11 protein-coding genes are annotated in these 16315 nt (G+C 60.2%); 7 read left to right on the plus strand and 4 right to left on the minus strand.

Features of this window, described 5'->3' with window-relative positions; all coding sequences use genetic code 11:
• Positions 1 to 44 precede the first annotated feature (44 nt).
• From mqo to F758_RS43220, 6 genes are all read left to right on the plus strand, one after another.
• Positions 45 to 1574 (plus strand): malate dehydrogenase (quinone), encoded by a 1530-nt coding sequence (mqo, locus tag F758_RS0103320; RefSeq protein ID WP_024506517.1) that lies wholly within the window; start codon positions 45 to 47, stop codon positions 1572 to 1574.
• 58 nt (positions 1575 to 1632) lie between these two features.
• Positions 1633 to 3045 carry a cytochrome ubiquinol oxidase subunit I gene (locus F758_RS0103325; RefSeq protein ID WP_024506518.1) on the plus strand — a complete coding sequence of 471 codons (1413 nt, stop codon included), beginning with the start codon at positions 1633 to 1635 and terminating at the stop codon, positions 3043 to 3045.
• Between the two features lie 2 nt (positions 3046 to 3047).
• Positions 3048 to 4034 carry a cytochrome d ubiquinol oxidase subunit II gene (gene cydB / locus F758_RS0103330; protein WP_024506519.1) on the plus strand — a complete coding sequence of 329 codons (987 nt, stop codon included), beginning with the start codon at positions 3048 to 3050 and terminating at the stop codon, positions 4032 to 4034.
• A 542-nt stretch (positions 4035 to 4576) separates the two neighbouring features.
• On the plus strand, positions 4577 to 5245 hold the full coding sequence (locus F758_RS0103335) for a response regulator transcription factor (protein WP_024506520.1): 669 nt from the start codon (positions 4577 to 4579) through the stop codon (positions 5243 to 5245).
• 99 nt (positions 5246 to 5344) lie between these two features.
• Positions 5345 to 5722 (plus strand): response regulator transcription factor, encoded by a 378-nt coding sequence (locus F758_RS0103340; protein WP_024506521.1) that lies wholly within the window; start codon positions 5345 to 5347, stop codon positions 5720 to 5722.
• Positions 5723 to 5943: 221 nt separating this feature from the next.
• A complete protein-coding gene (locus tag F758_RS43220; RefSeq protein ID WP_198026404.1) occupies positions 5944 to 7824 on the plus strand; it encodes an ATP-binding protein in 1881 nt (626 codons plus the stop codon).
• A gap of 90 nt (positions 7825 to 7914) precedes the next feature.
• On the opposite strand, the gene F758_RS0103350 is transcribed toward F758_RS43220, so the two are convergent.
• The gene (locus F758_RS0103350; protein WP_024506523.1) at positions 7915 to 9162 is read right to left on the minus strand and encodes an oxalate decarboxylase family bicupin; all 1248 of its coding nucleotides are present in this window, start codon (positions 9160 to 9162) and stop codon (positions 7915 to 7917) included.
• Positions 9163 to 9441: 279 nt separating this feature from the next.
• Between F758_RS0103350 and F758_RS0103355 the strand changes: the two genes are divergently transcribed.
• A complete protein-coding gene (locus tag F758_RS0103355; protein ID WP_024506524.1) occupies positions 9442 to 11736 on the plus strand; it encodes an FdhF/YdeP family oxidoreductase in 2295 nt (764 codons plus the stop codon).
• Between the two features lie 33 nt (positions 11737 to 11769).
• On the opposite strand, the gene F758_RS49240 is transcribed toward F758_RS0103355, so the two are convergent.
• The 3 genes from F758_RS49240 to F758_RS0103370 are packed head-to-tail and all read right to left on the minus strand — an operon-like array spanning position 11770 to position 16207.
• Complete coding sequence (locus F758_RS49240; RefSeq protein ID WP_157449844.1) at positions 11770 to 11913, minus strand: thioesterase, FlK family; 144 nt, start codon at positions 11911 to 11913, stop codon at positions 11770 to 11772.
• A gap of 8 nt (positions 11914 to 11921) precedes the next feature.
• Positions 11922 to 15035 (minus strand): efflux RND transporter permease subunit, encoded by a 3114-nt coding sequence (locus F758_RS0103365; protein ID WP_024506525.1) that lies wholly within the window; start codon positions 15033 to 15035, stop codon positions 11922 to 11924.
• Positions 15032 to 16207, minus strand: coding sequence for an efflux RND transporter periplasmic adaptor subunit (locus F758_RS0103370; RefSeq protein ID WP_024506526.1), 1176 nt, complete (start codon positions 16205 to 16207; stop codon positions 15032 to 15034). The genes F758_RS0103365 and F758_RS0103370 overlap by 4 nt, the downstream gene beginning before the upstream one ends.
• Between the last annotated feature and the right edge of the window lie 108 nt (positions 16208 to 16315).

Below are 16315 nucleotides of genomic sequence, written 5' to 3' on the forward strand. Positions count from 1 at the left end.
CTGCAAAACGAGACTGGACTTCGGAAGAACTGAGGAACGCCATTATGCAGACCGACCTGCCGACCGAATCCGATGTCGTCCTGATCGGTGCGGGCATCATGAGCTCGACCGTCGGGGTGTTCCTCAAGGAGCTCGAGCCGTCGTTCTCCATTGCCATGCTCGAGACGCTGGAGGATTGCGGGCTGGAAAGCTCGGAAGCCTGGAATAATGCTGGCACCGGGCACGCCGCCAATTGCGAAATGAACTACACGCCGGAACGGCCGGACGGCACTATCGACATCTCCAGAGCGCTGCAGGTTAACGTCGAGTTCGACCTGTCGCGGCAGTTCTGGGCATACCTCGTCCGGAAGGGCGCGATCAGGGAGCCGCGTAGCTTCATCCATCCCGTGCCGCATATGAGCTTCGTCCATGGAGCCGCCAACGTTGCCTTTCTCAGGAAGAGATTTGGGGCGATGTCGGCCCACCACTGCTATGAGGGCATGGAGTACAGCGAGGATCGCAAGCGGATCGCCGATTGGGTGCCTCTGGTGATGGAGGGACGCAGCGATGACGAGCCCGTCGCGGCGACGCGGATCATCACGGGCACTGACGTCGACTATGGCGCGCTCACTCACCACCTGGTGCAGCATCTCCTCAAGCAGCCCCGGGTCACGGTCCATTACAAGCACCGGGTTACCAATCTGGTCCGCGCGGAGGATGGCCGCTGGCGGGTCGAGGTACAGGACCTAGAAAGCGGCGATGTCCGTCCGGTGACCGCCAAGTTCGTGTTCATCGGCGCGGGCGGCGGCGCGCTGCCGCTGCTGCAGAAATCCGGCATTCCGGAAGGAAGGGGCTATGCCGGATTTCCCGTCAGCGGCATCTGGCTGCGCTGCGATGATCCCGAGATCAACAAGCGCCATCATGCCAAGGTCTATGGCAAGGCCGCGGTCGGTTCGCCACCGATGTCGGTGCCGCATCTCGACACACGCGTGATTGGCGGGAAGCACGAACTGCTGTTTGGGCCCTATGCCGGTTTCTCCAGCAAATTCCTCAAGCACGGCTCGTTGCTCGACCTCGTCGAGTCGGTCAGGCCGGCCAATCTCAAGCCGCTGCTGTCGGTCGCCCGCGACAATTTGGATCTGACCGAATATCTGATCGAACAGGTGCTGCAGTCCGAAAGCCATCGGTTGGCGACGCTGGACGAATACTACCCGAAGGCCAATCCTAGGGATTGGAGGCTGCAGGTGGCCGGTCAGCGGGTTCAGATCATCAAGCCAGACGTCAGGCGCGGCGGCGTGCTGGAGTTTGGCACCGAACTCGTGGGTGCGGCAGACCACTCGATCGTCGCGCTGCTTGGAGCGTCGCCGGGGGCGTCCACCGCGGCATTTGTCGCAATCAGTGTCCTGCAAAAGTGTTTTGCCGACGAGCTGACGGCGAGCGCGTGGCTGCCGAAGCTGAAGGAGATGATTCCGTCCTACGGTATGTCGCTGATCGATGATGCCGCGCTCTGTAGAAACATCCGCGCGGAAACTGCGGGTGTTCTTCAGATCGAGAATATAGCGCCGCCCGCGACCGGGCGCGCATCAGAGCAATGAAGCTCGCAATCGAGGGGCTGGCCTGAAATCGTTTGAGAGAGCTGGAAGGAAATTTCGGATGGACATGACGGCGCTCCTCCTGTCGCGGATACAGTTCGGCTTCACCATCTCCTTCCACATCATTTTCCCGTCTTTCACGATCGGTCTTGCCGCCTGGCTCACCGTGCTTGAATCGATGCGTCTTGTGACGGGAAGGCCTGTCTACCAAACCCTGTTTGAGTTCTGGCTCAAGATATTCGGCGTTGCCTTCGGCCTCGGGGTCGTTTCCGGCGTCGTCATGGCGTTTCAATTCGGGACGAATTGGAGCGTGTTGTCGCGGATGTCCGGACCGATCCAGGGGCCGCTACTGTCCTACGAGACGTTCACCGCATTTATGCTGGAGGCCGGCTTCTTCGGCGTCCTGATCTTTGGACGAAAGCGGGTTGCACCGGGGTTCTACCTGTTCTCGACGGCCATGGTCGCGGTGGGGACGACGCTTTCGGCATTCTGGATCATGACCAACAATAGCTGGATGCAGTTTCCGGTCGGTTATGCCTTCCGCGACGGCGCCTTTGTGCCCGACGATTGGACGAAGATCATCTTCAACTCCGTCGTCTGGGTGCGCTTCCCGCACATGCTGCTGGCGTCCTACCTGACCGGCGCATTCTGCGTCGCGGCCACTGGTGCATGGTATCTGCTGAGGCGAACCTACCGTGCCGAAGCGCGGATCATGCTTCGCATGGGACTATTCCTCGCCGCCGTCCTGATCCCGCTGCAACTCGTGTTCGGGCATCTGGTCGGCGACTATGTTCATCAACATCAGCCGGCGAAGTTCGCCGCGATCGAGGCACGCTGGCATGACGAGCAGCCGGCGTCAGAGGTGCTGATCGCGATTCCCGATTCCACGACGGAGACCAACAGGTTCGAGATCAAGATCCCGGTGCTCGGGAGCATCATCGGCAGCATGAGCCTGACTTCCAAGGAAATCGGATTGACGGACTTTCCGCCGGAAGACCGGCCACCGGTGTTCGTTCCCTTCATGACCTTCCGAATCATGGTCGGCTGCGGATTGATCATGCTGGCACTCGCCTGGCTCGGATCGTACTTGATGGCGAAGGGCCGGATCGAACGCAGCCGCCTGCTGCTCTGGCTCATCTTTCTAAGCTTCTCCTTGCCGTTCATTGCGATCCTCACCGGCTGGTACACGGCTGAGATCGGACGCCAGCCGTGGACCGTCTATGGCGTGCTGCGCACGGCCGATGCGGTAACGCCTTTCCTGACCGCGCCTGCCGCGATGACATCGCTAATCCTTTTCGGCGCTGTCTACGCCTTCATCTTCTCGTTCGGGACCTATTACATCTACCGTCTCTTGCGCGCTGGCCCGGTCGCCGCCGCTCCCAAGGCCTGGGAAACCGCGGTGCCCAGCCGGCCCATGTCGCTGGCGGACGGCGGGCCTGCCGCTGCTCGTGGTTATGTCGGTGCGGGAGAATAGCCATGGTGATGTTCTGGGTTGCTCTCCTCGCCATCAGCATTCTGATCTACCTGCTGCTGGATGGCTTCGATCTTGGAATCGGCATGCTCTTCGGTTTGACGAGAAGCGAGGCGAACCGAAGCGCGATGCTGAGCACCGTGGCGCCGGTCTGGGATGGCAACGAGACCTGGCTGGTGGTCTCCGGCGTGATCCTCTGGGGAGCCTTTCCCGTGGCTTATTCCGTTCTGCTATCCGCCTTCTATGTGCCGGTCATCGTCATGCTGCTCGGCTTGATCCTGCGCGGGGTGGCCTTCGAATTCCGCAACAAGGCGCTGCGCACCCGCTGGATATGGGAGGCGGGCTTCGCCGGCGGCTCGCTTGCGGCGAGCTTCATGCAGGGCGCGATGGTTGGCGCCCTGGTGAGGGGATTGGCATTTGTCGACGGTGAATATACGGGCGGCGCGCTCGGCTGGCTGTCGCCATTCTCGCTGCTCTGTGGTGCCGGACTGTGCCTGGGTTACATGCTTCTCGGCGCCTGCTGGCTTGTCAGGAAGTGCGATGGCGTCGTGCGCGTGACGGCGCGCCGTCAGATACCGATCCTCGCAATGGGCGTGTTGGGATTCCTGATTCTTGTTTTTATTTATGCGCTTGCAGAACATCTGCCTATTCTGCACCGGTGGATCGACAGGCCATATCTGTTCGTCTTCCCGGCGATCGGCGCCGCTGCCGCGGCGGTGCTTGCAACCAGCATTCTGCGTCATAACGACTATTGGCCGTTTCACATGGTGTCGCTGATCTTCGCCTCCGCGTTCGGAACGCTGGCGCTGTCGTTCTGGCCCTATATGATCCCATTCGTTATCACGATTGATGAGGCGGCGGCGCCCCATTCCAGCCTCGCGTTCATGTTCTGGGGCGAGGGCCTCTTCGTGTTTCCGCTCCTTCTTGTGTACACCGCGGTCGGTTATCGCGTCTTTCGCGGCAAGGTCGGACCTGTCGTCGGTCACTATTGACGCAGCGAGGGCCGCTCGCGAGCTGGTTCAGGAGCAACTGAACGGACCCGCTCAGGCAAGACAGCCGTACCGCGGCATCGATATTCGGCTGCGGCCGATCGACGCGTTTGCACCCGTTCCCGCAAAGCTTCTTTCGCGTTCCATTAATTCCGCGAGCATTTGCGGATCGGGACTTGGCTTTGCCGGAATCCCCGTCGGCAGGGGGTGATGATCGAAAACGAAGCGGGATGAATAGGTTAGGCCTGCATCGGGAGCACCCCCCAGAAATCCAGGATGTTCACGGCACCCGCGGCACGCCAGATTTATCTGAATCCTAGGCAGACAGCCCTTTCACAACGGGCCATTGTGACCAGGGGGAGACATACCAAAAGCTCGGCTTGCTATGACCGGAATGAGGAGCTGGCAGCCGTGCTGCAATTGCGAATGCTCCCAGAGTTGTTCTAGTTTCTGAGACCAAGTCTTGGGACCACCATGATTGTTGTGAGAAGTTCGCCTCCGAAAGCCCGGTCGTTCTTTTTGGCAATTGCGCCCTGAGCCCGCCTATGTCGAAGCCGTCTGCTGCGTCCACCCCGCCCGCAGGCTGCGTGAGTGGCCTGGATGCGATGGTATTCATCGTCGACGATGACGAGAGCGTCAGAATAGCACTCTCCAATCTGCTGCACTCGGTCGGCCTCGAGGTCCAGGAATTTGCCTCGGCCGCCGAACTGTTGCGGAGCAAACTTCCAGAAGTGGCAAGCTGCCTTGTGCTCGACATCAGGCTGCCGGGATTGAGCGGGCTTGATCTTCAGCTCGAACTGGCGAAGGCGAGCATTCGCGTCCCGATCATCTTCATGACCGGCCACGGCGATATCCCGATGAGCGTCAGGGCCATGAAAGGTGGCGCGGTCGATTTCCTGACCAAGCCGTTCCGCGATCAGGATATGCTCGATGCCGTTGCGACGGCGATAGAGCGCGACCGGAGGAGACGTGAGGCTGAACGGTCCCTCCTTGCGTTGCGAGCCCTTTATGAAACGTTGACAGATCGCGAGCGCGAGATCTTCAGCCTGGTAGTGGCCGGGCTCATGAACAAGCAGATCGCGGCGGAGATCGGCGTCGCCGAGATTACGGTGAAAATCCATCGCGGACGTGTCATGAAGAAGATGGGCGCAAGATCACTGGCCGATCTGGTCAGGATGGCCGAGGCGATCGGAATAAGCCCGATGAAGATCTAAGGGGTTGCGAAACCTAAGTATAATTTCCCGATCCTCCGGCTGTACGCAGATTGTTGGCGGGCCACCTTCCGAAGGATCGCTAACTTGCCGCAGCCTCCGATGATTTCCATCATCGATGACGATGCGTCTGTTCGCGCCGCCGTTGAAAACCTTTTGAGCTCGCTGGGATACCTTGCCTACAGTTTCGGTTCGGCCGAAGAATTTCTTCAATCGGAGCGCCTGCACGATACCGAATGCGTGATCGCCGACATCAATATGCCTGTGGTAAACGGCTTCGAGCTTTTGGTTCGATTTCGTGAGCTTGGAAAAGGCGTGCCATTCATCTTCATCACGGCGTTTCCGGACGAGGCCATATCGGAAAAGATTTTGAGTGCCGAGGCCACCTGGCTTTTGACGAAGCCTTTTGAAAAGGACAGCCTGATTCAGAAACTCGAAAGTGCCTTGCTGCACGCCCAAAATGGCGGGTCCGGCGATTAGCCGATGGGGTGGTCTCGCTCAAAAACTGCAAGAGGATTGAAGCGCCTATACCCCTCGTGGTGCTGTCCGAGACCGCACCATGAGCTGACGAGAGGAACCGTCGAATGAACGAGGGCCGAGGTAGCGGTGGTGCAAGCCCTTCGGGTCTATTTGTCGAACTGCCAGGCATGACGCTTCGCTCGGGATGCGAACCGTCGCTTTCAAAGCACAACGCCGCAGCCATGGCGCGGATTTCGTCAACGCTCCTGCGCTACGTCGTGGCGGTCCTCTCGATCGCCGCTGCACTCTTGGCCGCGAAGGCTTCTGTTTCCTTCCTGAACACAGAGCCATTCGTATCCTTGTTTCTCTGCTCAATCCTGTTTTCCGCGTGGTTTGGCGGGCTCGGTCCAGGGCTGTTGGCCACCGCGCTGGCTGGGCTTGCTTTTGACTACTATCTGTTGCCGCCGATCGGTTCCTTCGCCATCGCCTCGAAAGATGCGGTGCGCCTGATTGTCTTTTTCGTGCCAGCTCTGTTCGTGGTGGGGCTGACCGTCGCCCAGAGAAACGTGGCGATATCCCTGCAACGATCTCGACGCCAACTGGCGGTCGCCCTTGAAGAGCAAAGAAAGACCGAGGCAAGCTTGGCGCGCAGCGAGATGTCGCTGGCCGAGGCGCAGCGACTGAGCCAAACGGGCAGCTTTGGATGGAAGGTCGCCACCGGCGAACTCATCTGGTCCGCGGAGACCTTCCGCATCTTTGGATACAGTCCATCGGTAACTCCGACTTTGGATCTTGTCGTCGATCGGGTTCACCCGGCTGACCGTGCTTTGGTGCGGGAGAACATCGGACGCGCCTCCAGCGAGAAAAGGGACTTCGATTACGAATTTCGACTGTTGATGCCGGACGGAACAGAGAAGCGTGTGCGCGCCTTGGCCCATGCGGCGAAGGACGCGCAGAGCGGGTTCGAATTTATTGGCGCGGTGATGGATATCACGGCCGCAAAGCAGACTGAACTCGAGTTGCGGCAAAGCGAGCAGCGCTTCCGTGACTTCGCGGAAACTGCGTCCGACTGGTTCTGGGAGACCGATCGGGATCATCGTCTGATCAGGGTGTCGCGGGAGTCCAGAATAGTGCGCGAGGGAATCGGCGTGGCGCCTTGGGAGTTCGCCGCTGACCGCGACGAAGAGCCGGAAAAATGGCGCGATCACTTCGCCGATCTCGCGGCGCGCAAGCCATTTCGAGAATTCAGGTTTCGAAGTGTTCGTGACGGTGGCCCCACAGCTCATCTTTCCGTGAGCGGCAAACCCGTCTTCGATTCGGCGGGCGAGTTCCTGGGGTATCGCGGCGTGGCCAGCGACATAACGGCGCGCATGCGTGGTGAACAGGCCGAAGCGGCGCTGCGGAGCGCCCAGACGGATCTCGCCCATGCCGCGCGCGTGATTGCCCTTGGCGAGTTGACCACCTCGATTGCTCATGAAGTGAACCAGCCGCTCGCGGCGATTCTGTCCAACGCCGAGGCGTGCCTGCGCTGGCTCGATCGGGGGCCGGACCACGTGGGTTCCGCGCGCCGCTCCATCGAGTGGATCGTCAAGGATGTCAATCGCGCGGCCGAGGTCATCGGGCGCGTTCGGTCCCTTGCGAGAAAGACTGACACCGAGCGAAAGATTTTCGACATAAATGAGGTGATCAAGGAAGTCAGCCTGCTGCTCAGACGAGAGCTGGCGGAAAACAGGATCCTGTTCGGCCTGCAACTGTCGCCGGAGCAACTGATCGTCCGGGCCGATCGGGTTCAATTGCAGCAGGTCATCATGAACCTGCTGATGAATGGAATCGAGGCAATGCAATCGGTCAGCGATCGGCCACGTGAAATGGAAATACGATCGCAACGCAATGAGGCAGGCGACATTCTCGTCGTCGTCGAGGATCGCGGCATCGGCTTCTCCAGCGAAAATTCAGAGCGGCTCTTCAACGCGTTCTTTACGACCAAGCCGAGGGGGCTCGGCTTGGGTCTTTCGATTTGCCGCTCGATTCTCGAGTCTCACGGCGGACACCTGTCGGCGTTCCGCAGGTCGGGGCCCGGGTCAGCCTTCCAATTCACCCTGCCGCTCCATCAATCCGAGTGAGGGCTCGCGAAGCGACCGTCCTTCGCATCGTTCGAACGGTCCAGGTTCTGGCTGAGCTCGCCCGAGCGGCGCGTCGTCCCGTTGCGGTCCCTATGCGATCTTCGGCATCACGCCAGGGCTGTTGTCGGGCCACTTCGCAATGCTCGCTTCGTCGACGTTGAGATGCTGGGCAACCAACTTGGGTGGCGTATGCGTGAGCCAGTTGGACAGCGAAATTTCCTCGTAACGTGGCGCGCGAAACACGCCGATGAATTGCAGGTCGGTGTCGCCGACGTTTTCGACATAATGTCCGTAGTTGCGCCTCACATAGCCGATGTCGCCGGCGGCGAAGTCCATTGTGAGTGCGTTCGGCCCCGTATTGAAGACTGTCATGCGCGCCTTGCCCTTGATGTAGTATTGCCATTCGTCGGCGTTCGGATGCCAATGCATCTCGCGCACACCGCCAGGTTTGACGGTAACGAGCGCCGCCGCGACCGTCTGGGACACATTGAAGTTGGTGCTATCAGCAACATGGATCGTGCCCGCGTCGGACTGCCTGACCGGGCGCGAGCCTTCGAGCGAGAAAACGAACGGATGGGGCGGGGTGATGGCATTCCTGCTGATCGCGGCGCGATCGGCTGCGAGGTCGCCGGGGACCGTACCTTGGAAAATCCAGAGGTTATGAAGCGGGATCTTTGCAAAATTGTCTGCCGGAACGCCGAAGTTCTTCGCCAGCACCTCGGGCGGAGTGTGCGCGAACCAGTCGGACAGCAGCAGCGTGTTGAACTCGTTGGCATGGCCATCATCGAAGCAGATCACGAACTCGCAACCATCAGGACCAAGGCCCTGCAGCGAATGCGGCGTGCCTGCCGGGAAATACCAGAGATCGCCTGTCTTCACGTCGGCGACATAGGGGCGTCCTTGTGCATCGAGCACAGTCACGCGGCAATTGCCGTAAGTCATGATCGCCCACTCGGCGGCCTGATGCCAGTGCAACTCGCGAATGCCGCCGGCGGTCAGACGCATGTTGACGCCGGATATCTCTTTCGAGATCGCGAAATCCTCGACCGTAACCTGCCGCGCCCAGCCGCCGTTCTGGATCCGCTTCGGCGCATTGTTGAACGAGGCCCAGGTCATGGGCATGCCGCCTACGTCGGTTGCCGGCGGAAATTGCGCTGATGGGAATTCTTTGGCAATAGCCGGATTCTGGGGACCGGGATCGGCAAGCGTTCCCGGCGCCTTGGCGTTGATCGCGCCCTGGGGAGGCTCATCCGGATTGCCGAAGGTGGCAGCGCGCGCGGACGCGGTCATTGCCGCTCCAAGGGCCGATGCTGCCAACATGTTTCGTCGTGAAAGCATAAGCGCCACTCCAAATAAGGATCGATGAAACCAGGCCGGGCTCTGCTTGCCTCGCTTGCAAAACTAAGCGTCCTCGCCACGCTTTGCTTTCCCAAACAGCGGGTTTTTCCCGGAAAGCACTGCCGGATTGCCGACCTGACGCGTCGCGGGTTTGTCGGAAAGGAAGGCTGTGCAAGCCGCTAGGTGCAATCAGAGAAGACACAGGTCGTTTTTGTAAGACATCGATCCGGAGCCAGCGCTTAAATCTCTCAGCGACCACCACCTTTAAAGGCAGCTCCGATGGCAGATCGAAAGGCTATTCGTCCCTATCACCAGCCGGCCGGTGGATGGGGAGCGCTCAAAGCCCTTGGCGAGCACCTCATCGAACAGGGCATCGCCTTGAAAGGGACGACGACCTTGAGGCGCATGAACCAGCCCGAGGGTTTCGATTGTCCCGGCTGCGCCTGGCCCGATCCGAAGCACACATCTTCCTTCGAGTTCTGCGAGAACGGTGCCAAGGCTGTCGCGTGGGAAGCGACTGCGAAGCGCTGCACGCCTGAGTTTTTTACCGAGCACAGCGTGTCCCAGCTTTCCCGCTGGAGCGACTACGAGCTCGAGATGGTGGGACGGTTGACACATCCGATGGCCTATGATGCGGCTTCCGATCGTTACGTTCCCATCAGTTGGGAAGAAGCTTTTGCGACAATCGGGCGTCATCTCAATGCGTTGCCCGATCCGAACATGGCGGCGTTCTATACGTCCGGTCGCACCTCGAACGAGGCCGCATTCCTGTATCAGCTCTTCGTGCGCGAGTACGGTACCAATAATTTTCCCGACTGCTCGAATATGTGCCACGAGGCGACCAGCGTCGGCCTGCCGTCGTCACTGGGCGTTGGCAAGGGAACCGTCCTGCTCGACGATTTCGACAAGACCGACTGCATTTTCATCTTCGGTCAAAACCCCGGTACCAACAGCCCGCGTATGATGACGAGTCTGCGCAACGCGTCCCGCCGCGGCGCGTCAATCATTTCGTTCAACCCTTTTCGGGAGCGGGCGCTTGAGCGCTTCCAGGCGCCGCAGAGCCCGGTCGAAATGATGACGCTGACGTCGACGCAGATCAGTTCGCGGCTGTATCAGCTACGCGTCGGCGGAGATATTGCCGTCCTCAAGGGTATCATGAAGCTCATGGTCGAGGCCGATGAGGCGGCGCGCGCGAAGGAACAGCCGGAGATCCTCGATTGGGATTTCATCCGCGGTCACACTGCCGGCATCGACGCGCTCGTCAAGGATCTGAAAGCGACGCAATGGGCGGATATCGAGCGCATTTCCGGGCTTGCGCGCGAAGATATTGAATATGCGACCCAAGTCTACATGAAGGCCGAACGCGCGATCATCGTGTACGGTATGGGCATCACGCAGCACCGGCAGGGCGCACACAATGTCCAGCAGCTCGCTAATCTGGCCTTGCTGCGCGGCCACATCGGACGGGAAGGCGCAGGGCTTTGTCCAGTTCGTGGCCACTCGAACGTGCAGGGCGACCGCACGGTTGGCATCACCGAGGTTCCCTCGAAGGAGTTTCTCGATCGCCTGGAGAAGCGCTTCGGTTTCAAGCCGCCGGCCGCGCCCGGTCACAACGTCGTCACCGCGCTCGAGGCGATGATCCGCGGCGAGGTGAAAGTGTTCATCGGAATGGGCGGCAACTTTGCTGCAGCCATTCCGGATTGGCAAATGACGCGAGCGGCTCTGACAAGTCTCGGCCTCTCAGTTCATGTGTCCACAAAGCTCAACCGCAGCCATCTCATCCACGGCCGGAAGGCGCTGATTCTTCCCTGCCTGGGACGCACCGAGATCGACATCCAGGCTGGTGGTCCACAGTCCATTACCGTAGAGGACTCCATGTCGATGGTGCATGCGTCGGCGGGTCGAAATCAGCCGGCATCGGAGCATCTCAAGAGTGAACCGGCGATCATTGCCGCGATGGCCCGCGCGACGCTCGGGAATCGATCCGTCGTCGATTGGGAGGGCTTCGTTGCCGATTACGATCGCATTCGCGATGCGATCGAAGACGTCTTCCCGATTTTCCAGGGCTATAATGCCCGCATCCGCATTCCCGGCGGTTTCCATCTCACCTCGACTGCGCGAGAGCGCATTTGGATCACGCCGTCCGGAAAAGCCAATTTCCTTGTCTTCGACGGGCTCGGCGAGGATCTACAAGAAAACGATCCCGACGCCCTCTGGCTCAGTACGGTGCGAAGCCATGATCAGTACAACACGACGGTCTATTCCATGTCCGATCGCTACCGCGGCGTCTACGGGCAACGTGACGTGGTGTTTCTGAACGCATATGAAATGGAGAAGCGGGGTCTCGCGGATGGCGACCGCGTCGACCTGGTCACGCTCTCGACAGACGGCGTGGAAAGGAGAGTGCGAAATTTCCGGGCGGTCACCTATTCGTTTCCGGACGGATGCTGCGCGGCATATTATCCCGAGGCCAATCCGCTCGTTCCGCTGTATGCGCGCGATCCTTTGAGCTTCACGCCATCATACAAGGGTATCCCGATCAAAGTCGTACGCTCGGATGCGGCCGCTGCGTGATTTGGGGGGCGACTAGCGTCGGACACGGGTGTCTCACCCGTGCCCCTCGCCGATCTTCCGCTCGTCGTTCCAGGCCTCCACCGCGAACACCACGCGCTTGCTTTCCAGGTCGATGACAGGCGCGATCGCGCGAACCGAGCGGCCGATGGGCGTTGCAGCCAGATGGCGAACGTTCACTTCGATGCTTATTCCGCGGCGACAGTGACAGGCTTTCCGACGCGCGGCTGCTTGCGTCTCGCGAACCAGGAGCCGAGCCTGTCGAGATAGAGGTAGACGACTGGCGTAGTGTACAGCGTCAGGAGCTGGGACAGCAGCAGGCCGCCGACAATCGTATAGCCGAGGGGCTGTCGCAGCTCCGATCCCGTGCCGGTGCCGACCATCAGGGGCACGCCGCCGAGCAGCGCTGCCATGGTTGTCATTAGAATGGGCCGGAAGCGCAAGGTGCAGGCTTGATACACAGCCTCTTCCGGGGACGCGCCCTTGCTGCGCTGCACTTCGAGCGCGAAATCGACCAGCATGATGCCGTTCTTCTTGACAATGCCGATCAGGAGAATGATGCCGATGATCGCGATCACACTGAGGTCCATGCGCACCACCATCAGCATCAATAGAGCGCCGATGCCAGCCGAGGGGAGCGTCGAGAGGATCGTGAGCGGATGGATGAAGCTTTCGTAGAGGACGCCGAGGATGATGTAGATCACGATCAGGGCCACGCCGATCAGGAGCGGCGTGCCCGACAGCGAGGACTGGAAAGCCTGGGCGTTGCCCTGAAACGATGTGGCGAGCGATTCCGGTTTTCCCGTTTCCTTCTCGATTTGTTCGATGCCTGCCACCGCATCACCGAGCGCCACGCCCGGCTTCAGGTTGAAGGATATGGTGACGGACGGGAACATGCTCTGGTGATTGATGAGAATCGGAGCGGGCTTGATCTCGCTGTTGACCAAGGTGCTGAGCGGCACCTGCTGCCCGGTCGAGGAGTTCAGGTAGATCTCGCCGAGAGCTTCGGGGCCGTATTGGAAGCGCGGCAGCACTTCGAGCACAACGTGGTACTGGTTCAGCGCGGTAAACATGGTCGAGACGATGCGTTGTCCGAATGCATCGTCCAGCGTGTTGTCGATCGTCGAGGGAAGAATTCCATGGCTGGAGGCGACTTCGCGATTGACGGTCACATTCAGCAACGGGCCCGCATTGGCCTGGTCACTTGCGACGTCTGTCACGAAAGGCAGGCTCCTGATCTTTTCCAGGAAAATGGCGGACCAATGTGCGAGCTCATTGGAATCCGCATCCGTCAAGGTATATTGGTATTGCGTCTTAGATAGACGCGCGCCGATGGTGATGTCCTGGGCGGCCTGCATGTAAAGCGTGATGCCTTGGATGCGGGCAAGCTGCGGCCGCAGGCGGTTGATGATGGCATCCGCGCTCGCCTTGCGCTGAGGCTTTGCCTTCAACATGACGAAGATTCGCCCCTGATTGAGCGTCGCGGTCGGCCCGCCCGGCCCGATATAGCTGACAACCGAGTCGATATCCGGATCTTTCAGCAGGGTATCGACCAACGCTTGCTGGCGTTCGGCCATCGCCGGAAAAGAGATATCCTGCGAGGCTTCCGTGATGCCCACGATCTGACCGGTGTCTTCCTGCGGGAAAAAGCCCTTGGGGATGACCATGTAGAGATAGCCGGTCAGCATGACCGTGCAGAGCATCACGATCAATGTGACGAAGCGGTGCCGCAGCACCACTCTAAGGCCGCGCGCGTATAGGCCGAGCAGTGCATCGAAGCCGTGCTCGAAGGCGAGATAGATGCGCCCATGCCGCGTATGGCTATCATCCCGCAGCAGGCGCGAGCACATCATTGGCGTCAATGTCAGCGAGATCACCAGCGACAGCAGCAGCGAAGCCGTGATCGTGATCGCAAATTCCTGGAACAGCTTGCCGACGTAACCTCCCATCAGAAACAAGGGGATGAAGACGGCGATCAAGGAAAGCGTGATGGAAACGATGGTGAAGCCGATCTCGCCCGCCCCCTTGAGGGCCGCTTGCATGGGGCTAAGGCCCTGTTCAAGGTAGCGCACGATGTTTTCGATCACGACCACGGCGTCGTCGACAACGAAGCCGACCGCGATCGAGAGCGCCATCAGCGACAGATTATCCAGGCTGTAGCCGAGCGCATAGAGCACCGCGAAGGTGCCGACCAGTGAGAGGGGTACGGTGACTGCCGGAATGACCGTCGCCCACAGATTTCTCAGGAAGAGGAAGATCACCATCACCACCAGCGCGACCGTCAGCATGAGGGTGAACTGCACGTCCGCGACCGCTGCGCGGATGGTGGTCGTGCGGTCGGCCGCGATCGAGACCTTGATGGCCGGCGGAATTGATGCCTGGATCTTGGGCAGCAAGCTCTTGATGCGGTCCACGGTCTCGATGACATTGGCGCCGGGAACGCGTTGCACGGCAAGGATGATGGCCGGTTGCTTGCCGTACCATCCGGCCAGCAGGTCGTTCTCCGGCGCTTCGATCGCCTTGCCGATGTCGCGGACTCGTACGGGGGAGCCGTTGCGATACGCGATGATCAGCTCGTCATAAGCCTCGGGCTTCAACAACTGGTCGTTCGTGTTCAATGTGTAGGTGACGCGCGGACTGTTGAGCGTGCCTTTCGCCTGATCGACGTTTGCTTCGGCAATGACACCGCGCACGTCCTCCAGCCCAATTCCCCGTGCCGCCAAAGCCTGCGGATTGACCTGGATGCGGATCGACGGCTTTTGCTGGCCGCCGATGCCGACCAGGCCGACGCCGGGGATCTGCGCGATCTTGGGCAGGAGGATATTTTCGGCATAGGCGTCGACGGTCGTCAATGGCAGGGAATCGGATGTGAGCGCGATCAGCATGATCGGCGTTTCGGCGGGGTTCACTTTCCGGATTGTCGGAGGGTAAGGAATATTCTGGGGTAGGTAGGGGCTGGCCGCATTGATCGCGGACAGGACATCGACGGCGGCACTGTCCACCGTGCGCGAAAGTTCGAATTGCACGATAATCTGTGCGACGCCCAAGGCGCTTGACGAGGTCAGTTGCGTGACGCCCGGAATCTGGCTTAGCTGCTGCTCGAGCGGCGTGGCCACCGAGGAGGCAATCGTCTGCGGGTCAGCGCCGGGCAGTTGCGCCGAGATCTGGATGGTCGGGTAATTGACGTTCGGCAGCGCGCCAACGGGCAGCAGTGGATACGCGGCAAGGCCGCACAACAGCAGGCCGGCCATCAGCAGAACGGTCGCGATCGGCCGAGAAATGAACGGGGCTGACAGGTTCATGGAATCGCTTCCTGCACCGCGCTCTGCATGTCGGCCTCCGTTGCAGCCTTGCCGTGCAATTCCCTGACGCGGCTGCCTTGCTGGAGCCTATATTGCCCATCGATGACGACCGTCTCGTTCGCCTTGAGGCCATCATCAATGAGCGCCTGCCCCTGGCTGATCTGGGCCACTTTCACCGGCCGCACTTGCGCCGTCTTGTCCGGCGTCACCACGTAGACGTATGACCCATTCTGACCCTGCTGGACTGCTGAGGCGGCGATCGTCAGTCCATTTTTCCTGATGTCGATGAGCAGGGCGACGTTGACGAGCTGGCCCGGCCAGAGCCGGTGCGCAGTGTTCGGAAACTCCGCCTTGAGCTGGATGCTCCCGGTCGTCTGCACGATCTCGTTGTTGACAAGGAGCAGTGTGCCCTCGTCCAGCTTGATCTTGTTGTCCTGACTATAGGCAATCACCTTCAGCGGGCCCTTGGCCATCTGATCCTGGATTTGCGGCAGATCGGTTTCCGGAAGCGTGAAAATCAAGGAAATCGGTTCGACCTGAGTGACGACGACGAGCCCGTTCGGATCGGTCGGGTGAATGATGTTACCGACATCGATCTGCCTGACGCCGGTGATGCCCGGAATCGGCGAGGTCAATCGCGTGTAGCTGAGCTGGACCTTTGCTTGATCGATCTGTGCCTGGTCCGCCTTGACGGCGCTCTCTAGCTCCGCGACCTGCGCCTTCTGCGTCTCGATGAGCTGCGGTGTGGCGTAGCCCTTGTCGCCTAGCTGGGTGTAGCGCGACAGGTTGGCCTGTGCGTTCATAAGCTGGGCGTTGTCGCGGGCGAGGTTTGCGGCGAACTGCTCGATCTGCGCCTCATAGGGGCGAGGATCGATCTGGGCGAGTAGATCGCCGGCTTTCACGCTCTGTCCCTCGACGAAGGTGATTTGCGTGATCTGGCCCTGGATCTGGCTGCGTACGATATCGGTATTGTAGGCGATCACGGTGCCGACGCCGCGAAGATAGATCGGCACGTCTTTGCTGCGGACCGTCGCGGCCACGACCGGGATTTCCGGCTGTGGTGCTGGCACGGCCGCGTGGGTTGGCACTGCCTTGCGATCGAAGTACCAAACCGCGCTCGTCGCCGCGGCGACAATGAGGACGGCTGCAGGAAAGGCGATCTTGTATTTCACGGCCGTTTGTCTCGCATCAAGGATCGTTCAATATTTGCTCGGAGAGAAAATCACTGCAGGCGATCGCTGAAGCAGCCAGAGGCATTGCATGGTTCGGGATATTCAAAC

Origin of the sequence: Bradyrhizobium sp. ARR65 (assembly GCF_000472385.1) — a bacterium.
Taxonomy (GTDB): domain Bacteria; phylum Pseudomonadota; class Alphaproteobacteria; order Rhizobiales; family Xanthobacteraceae; genus Bradyrhizobium.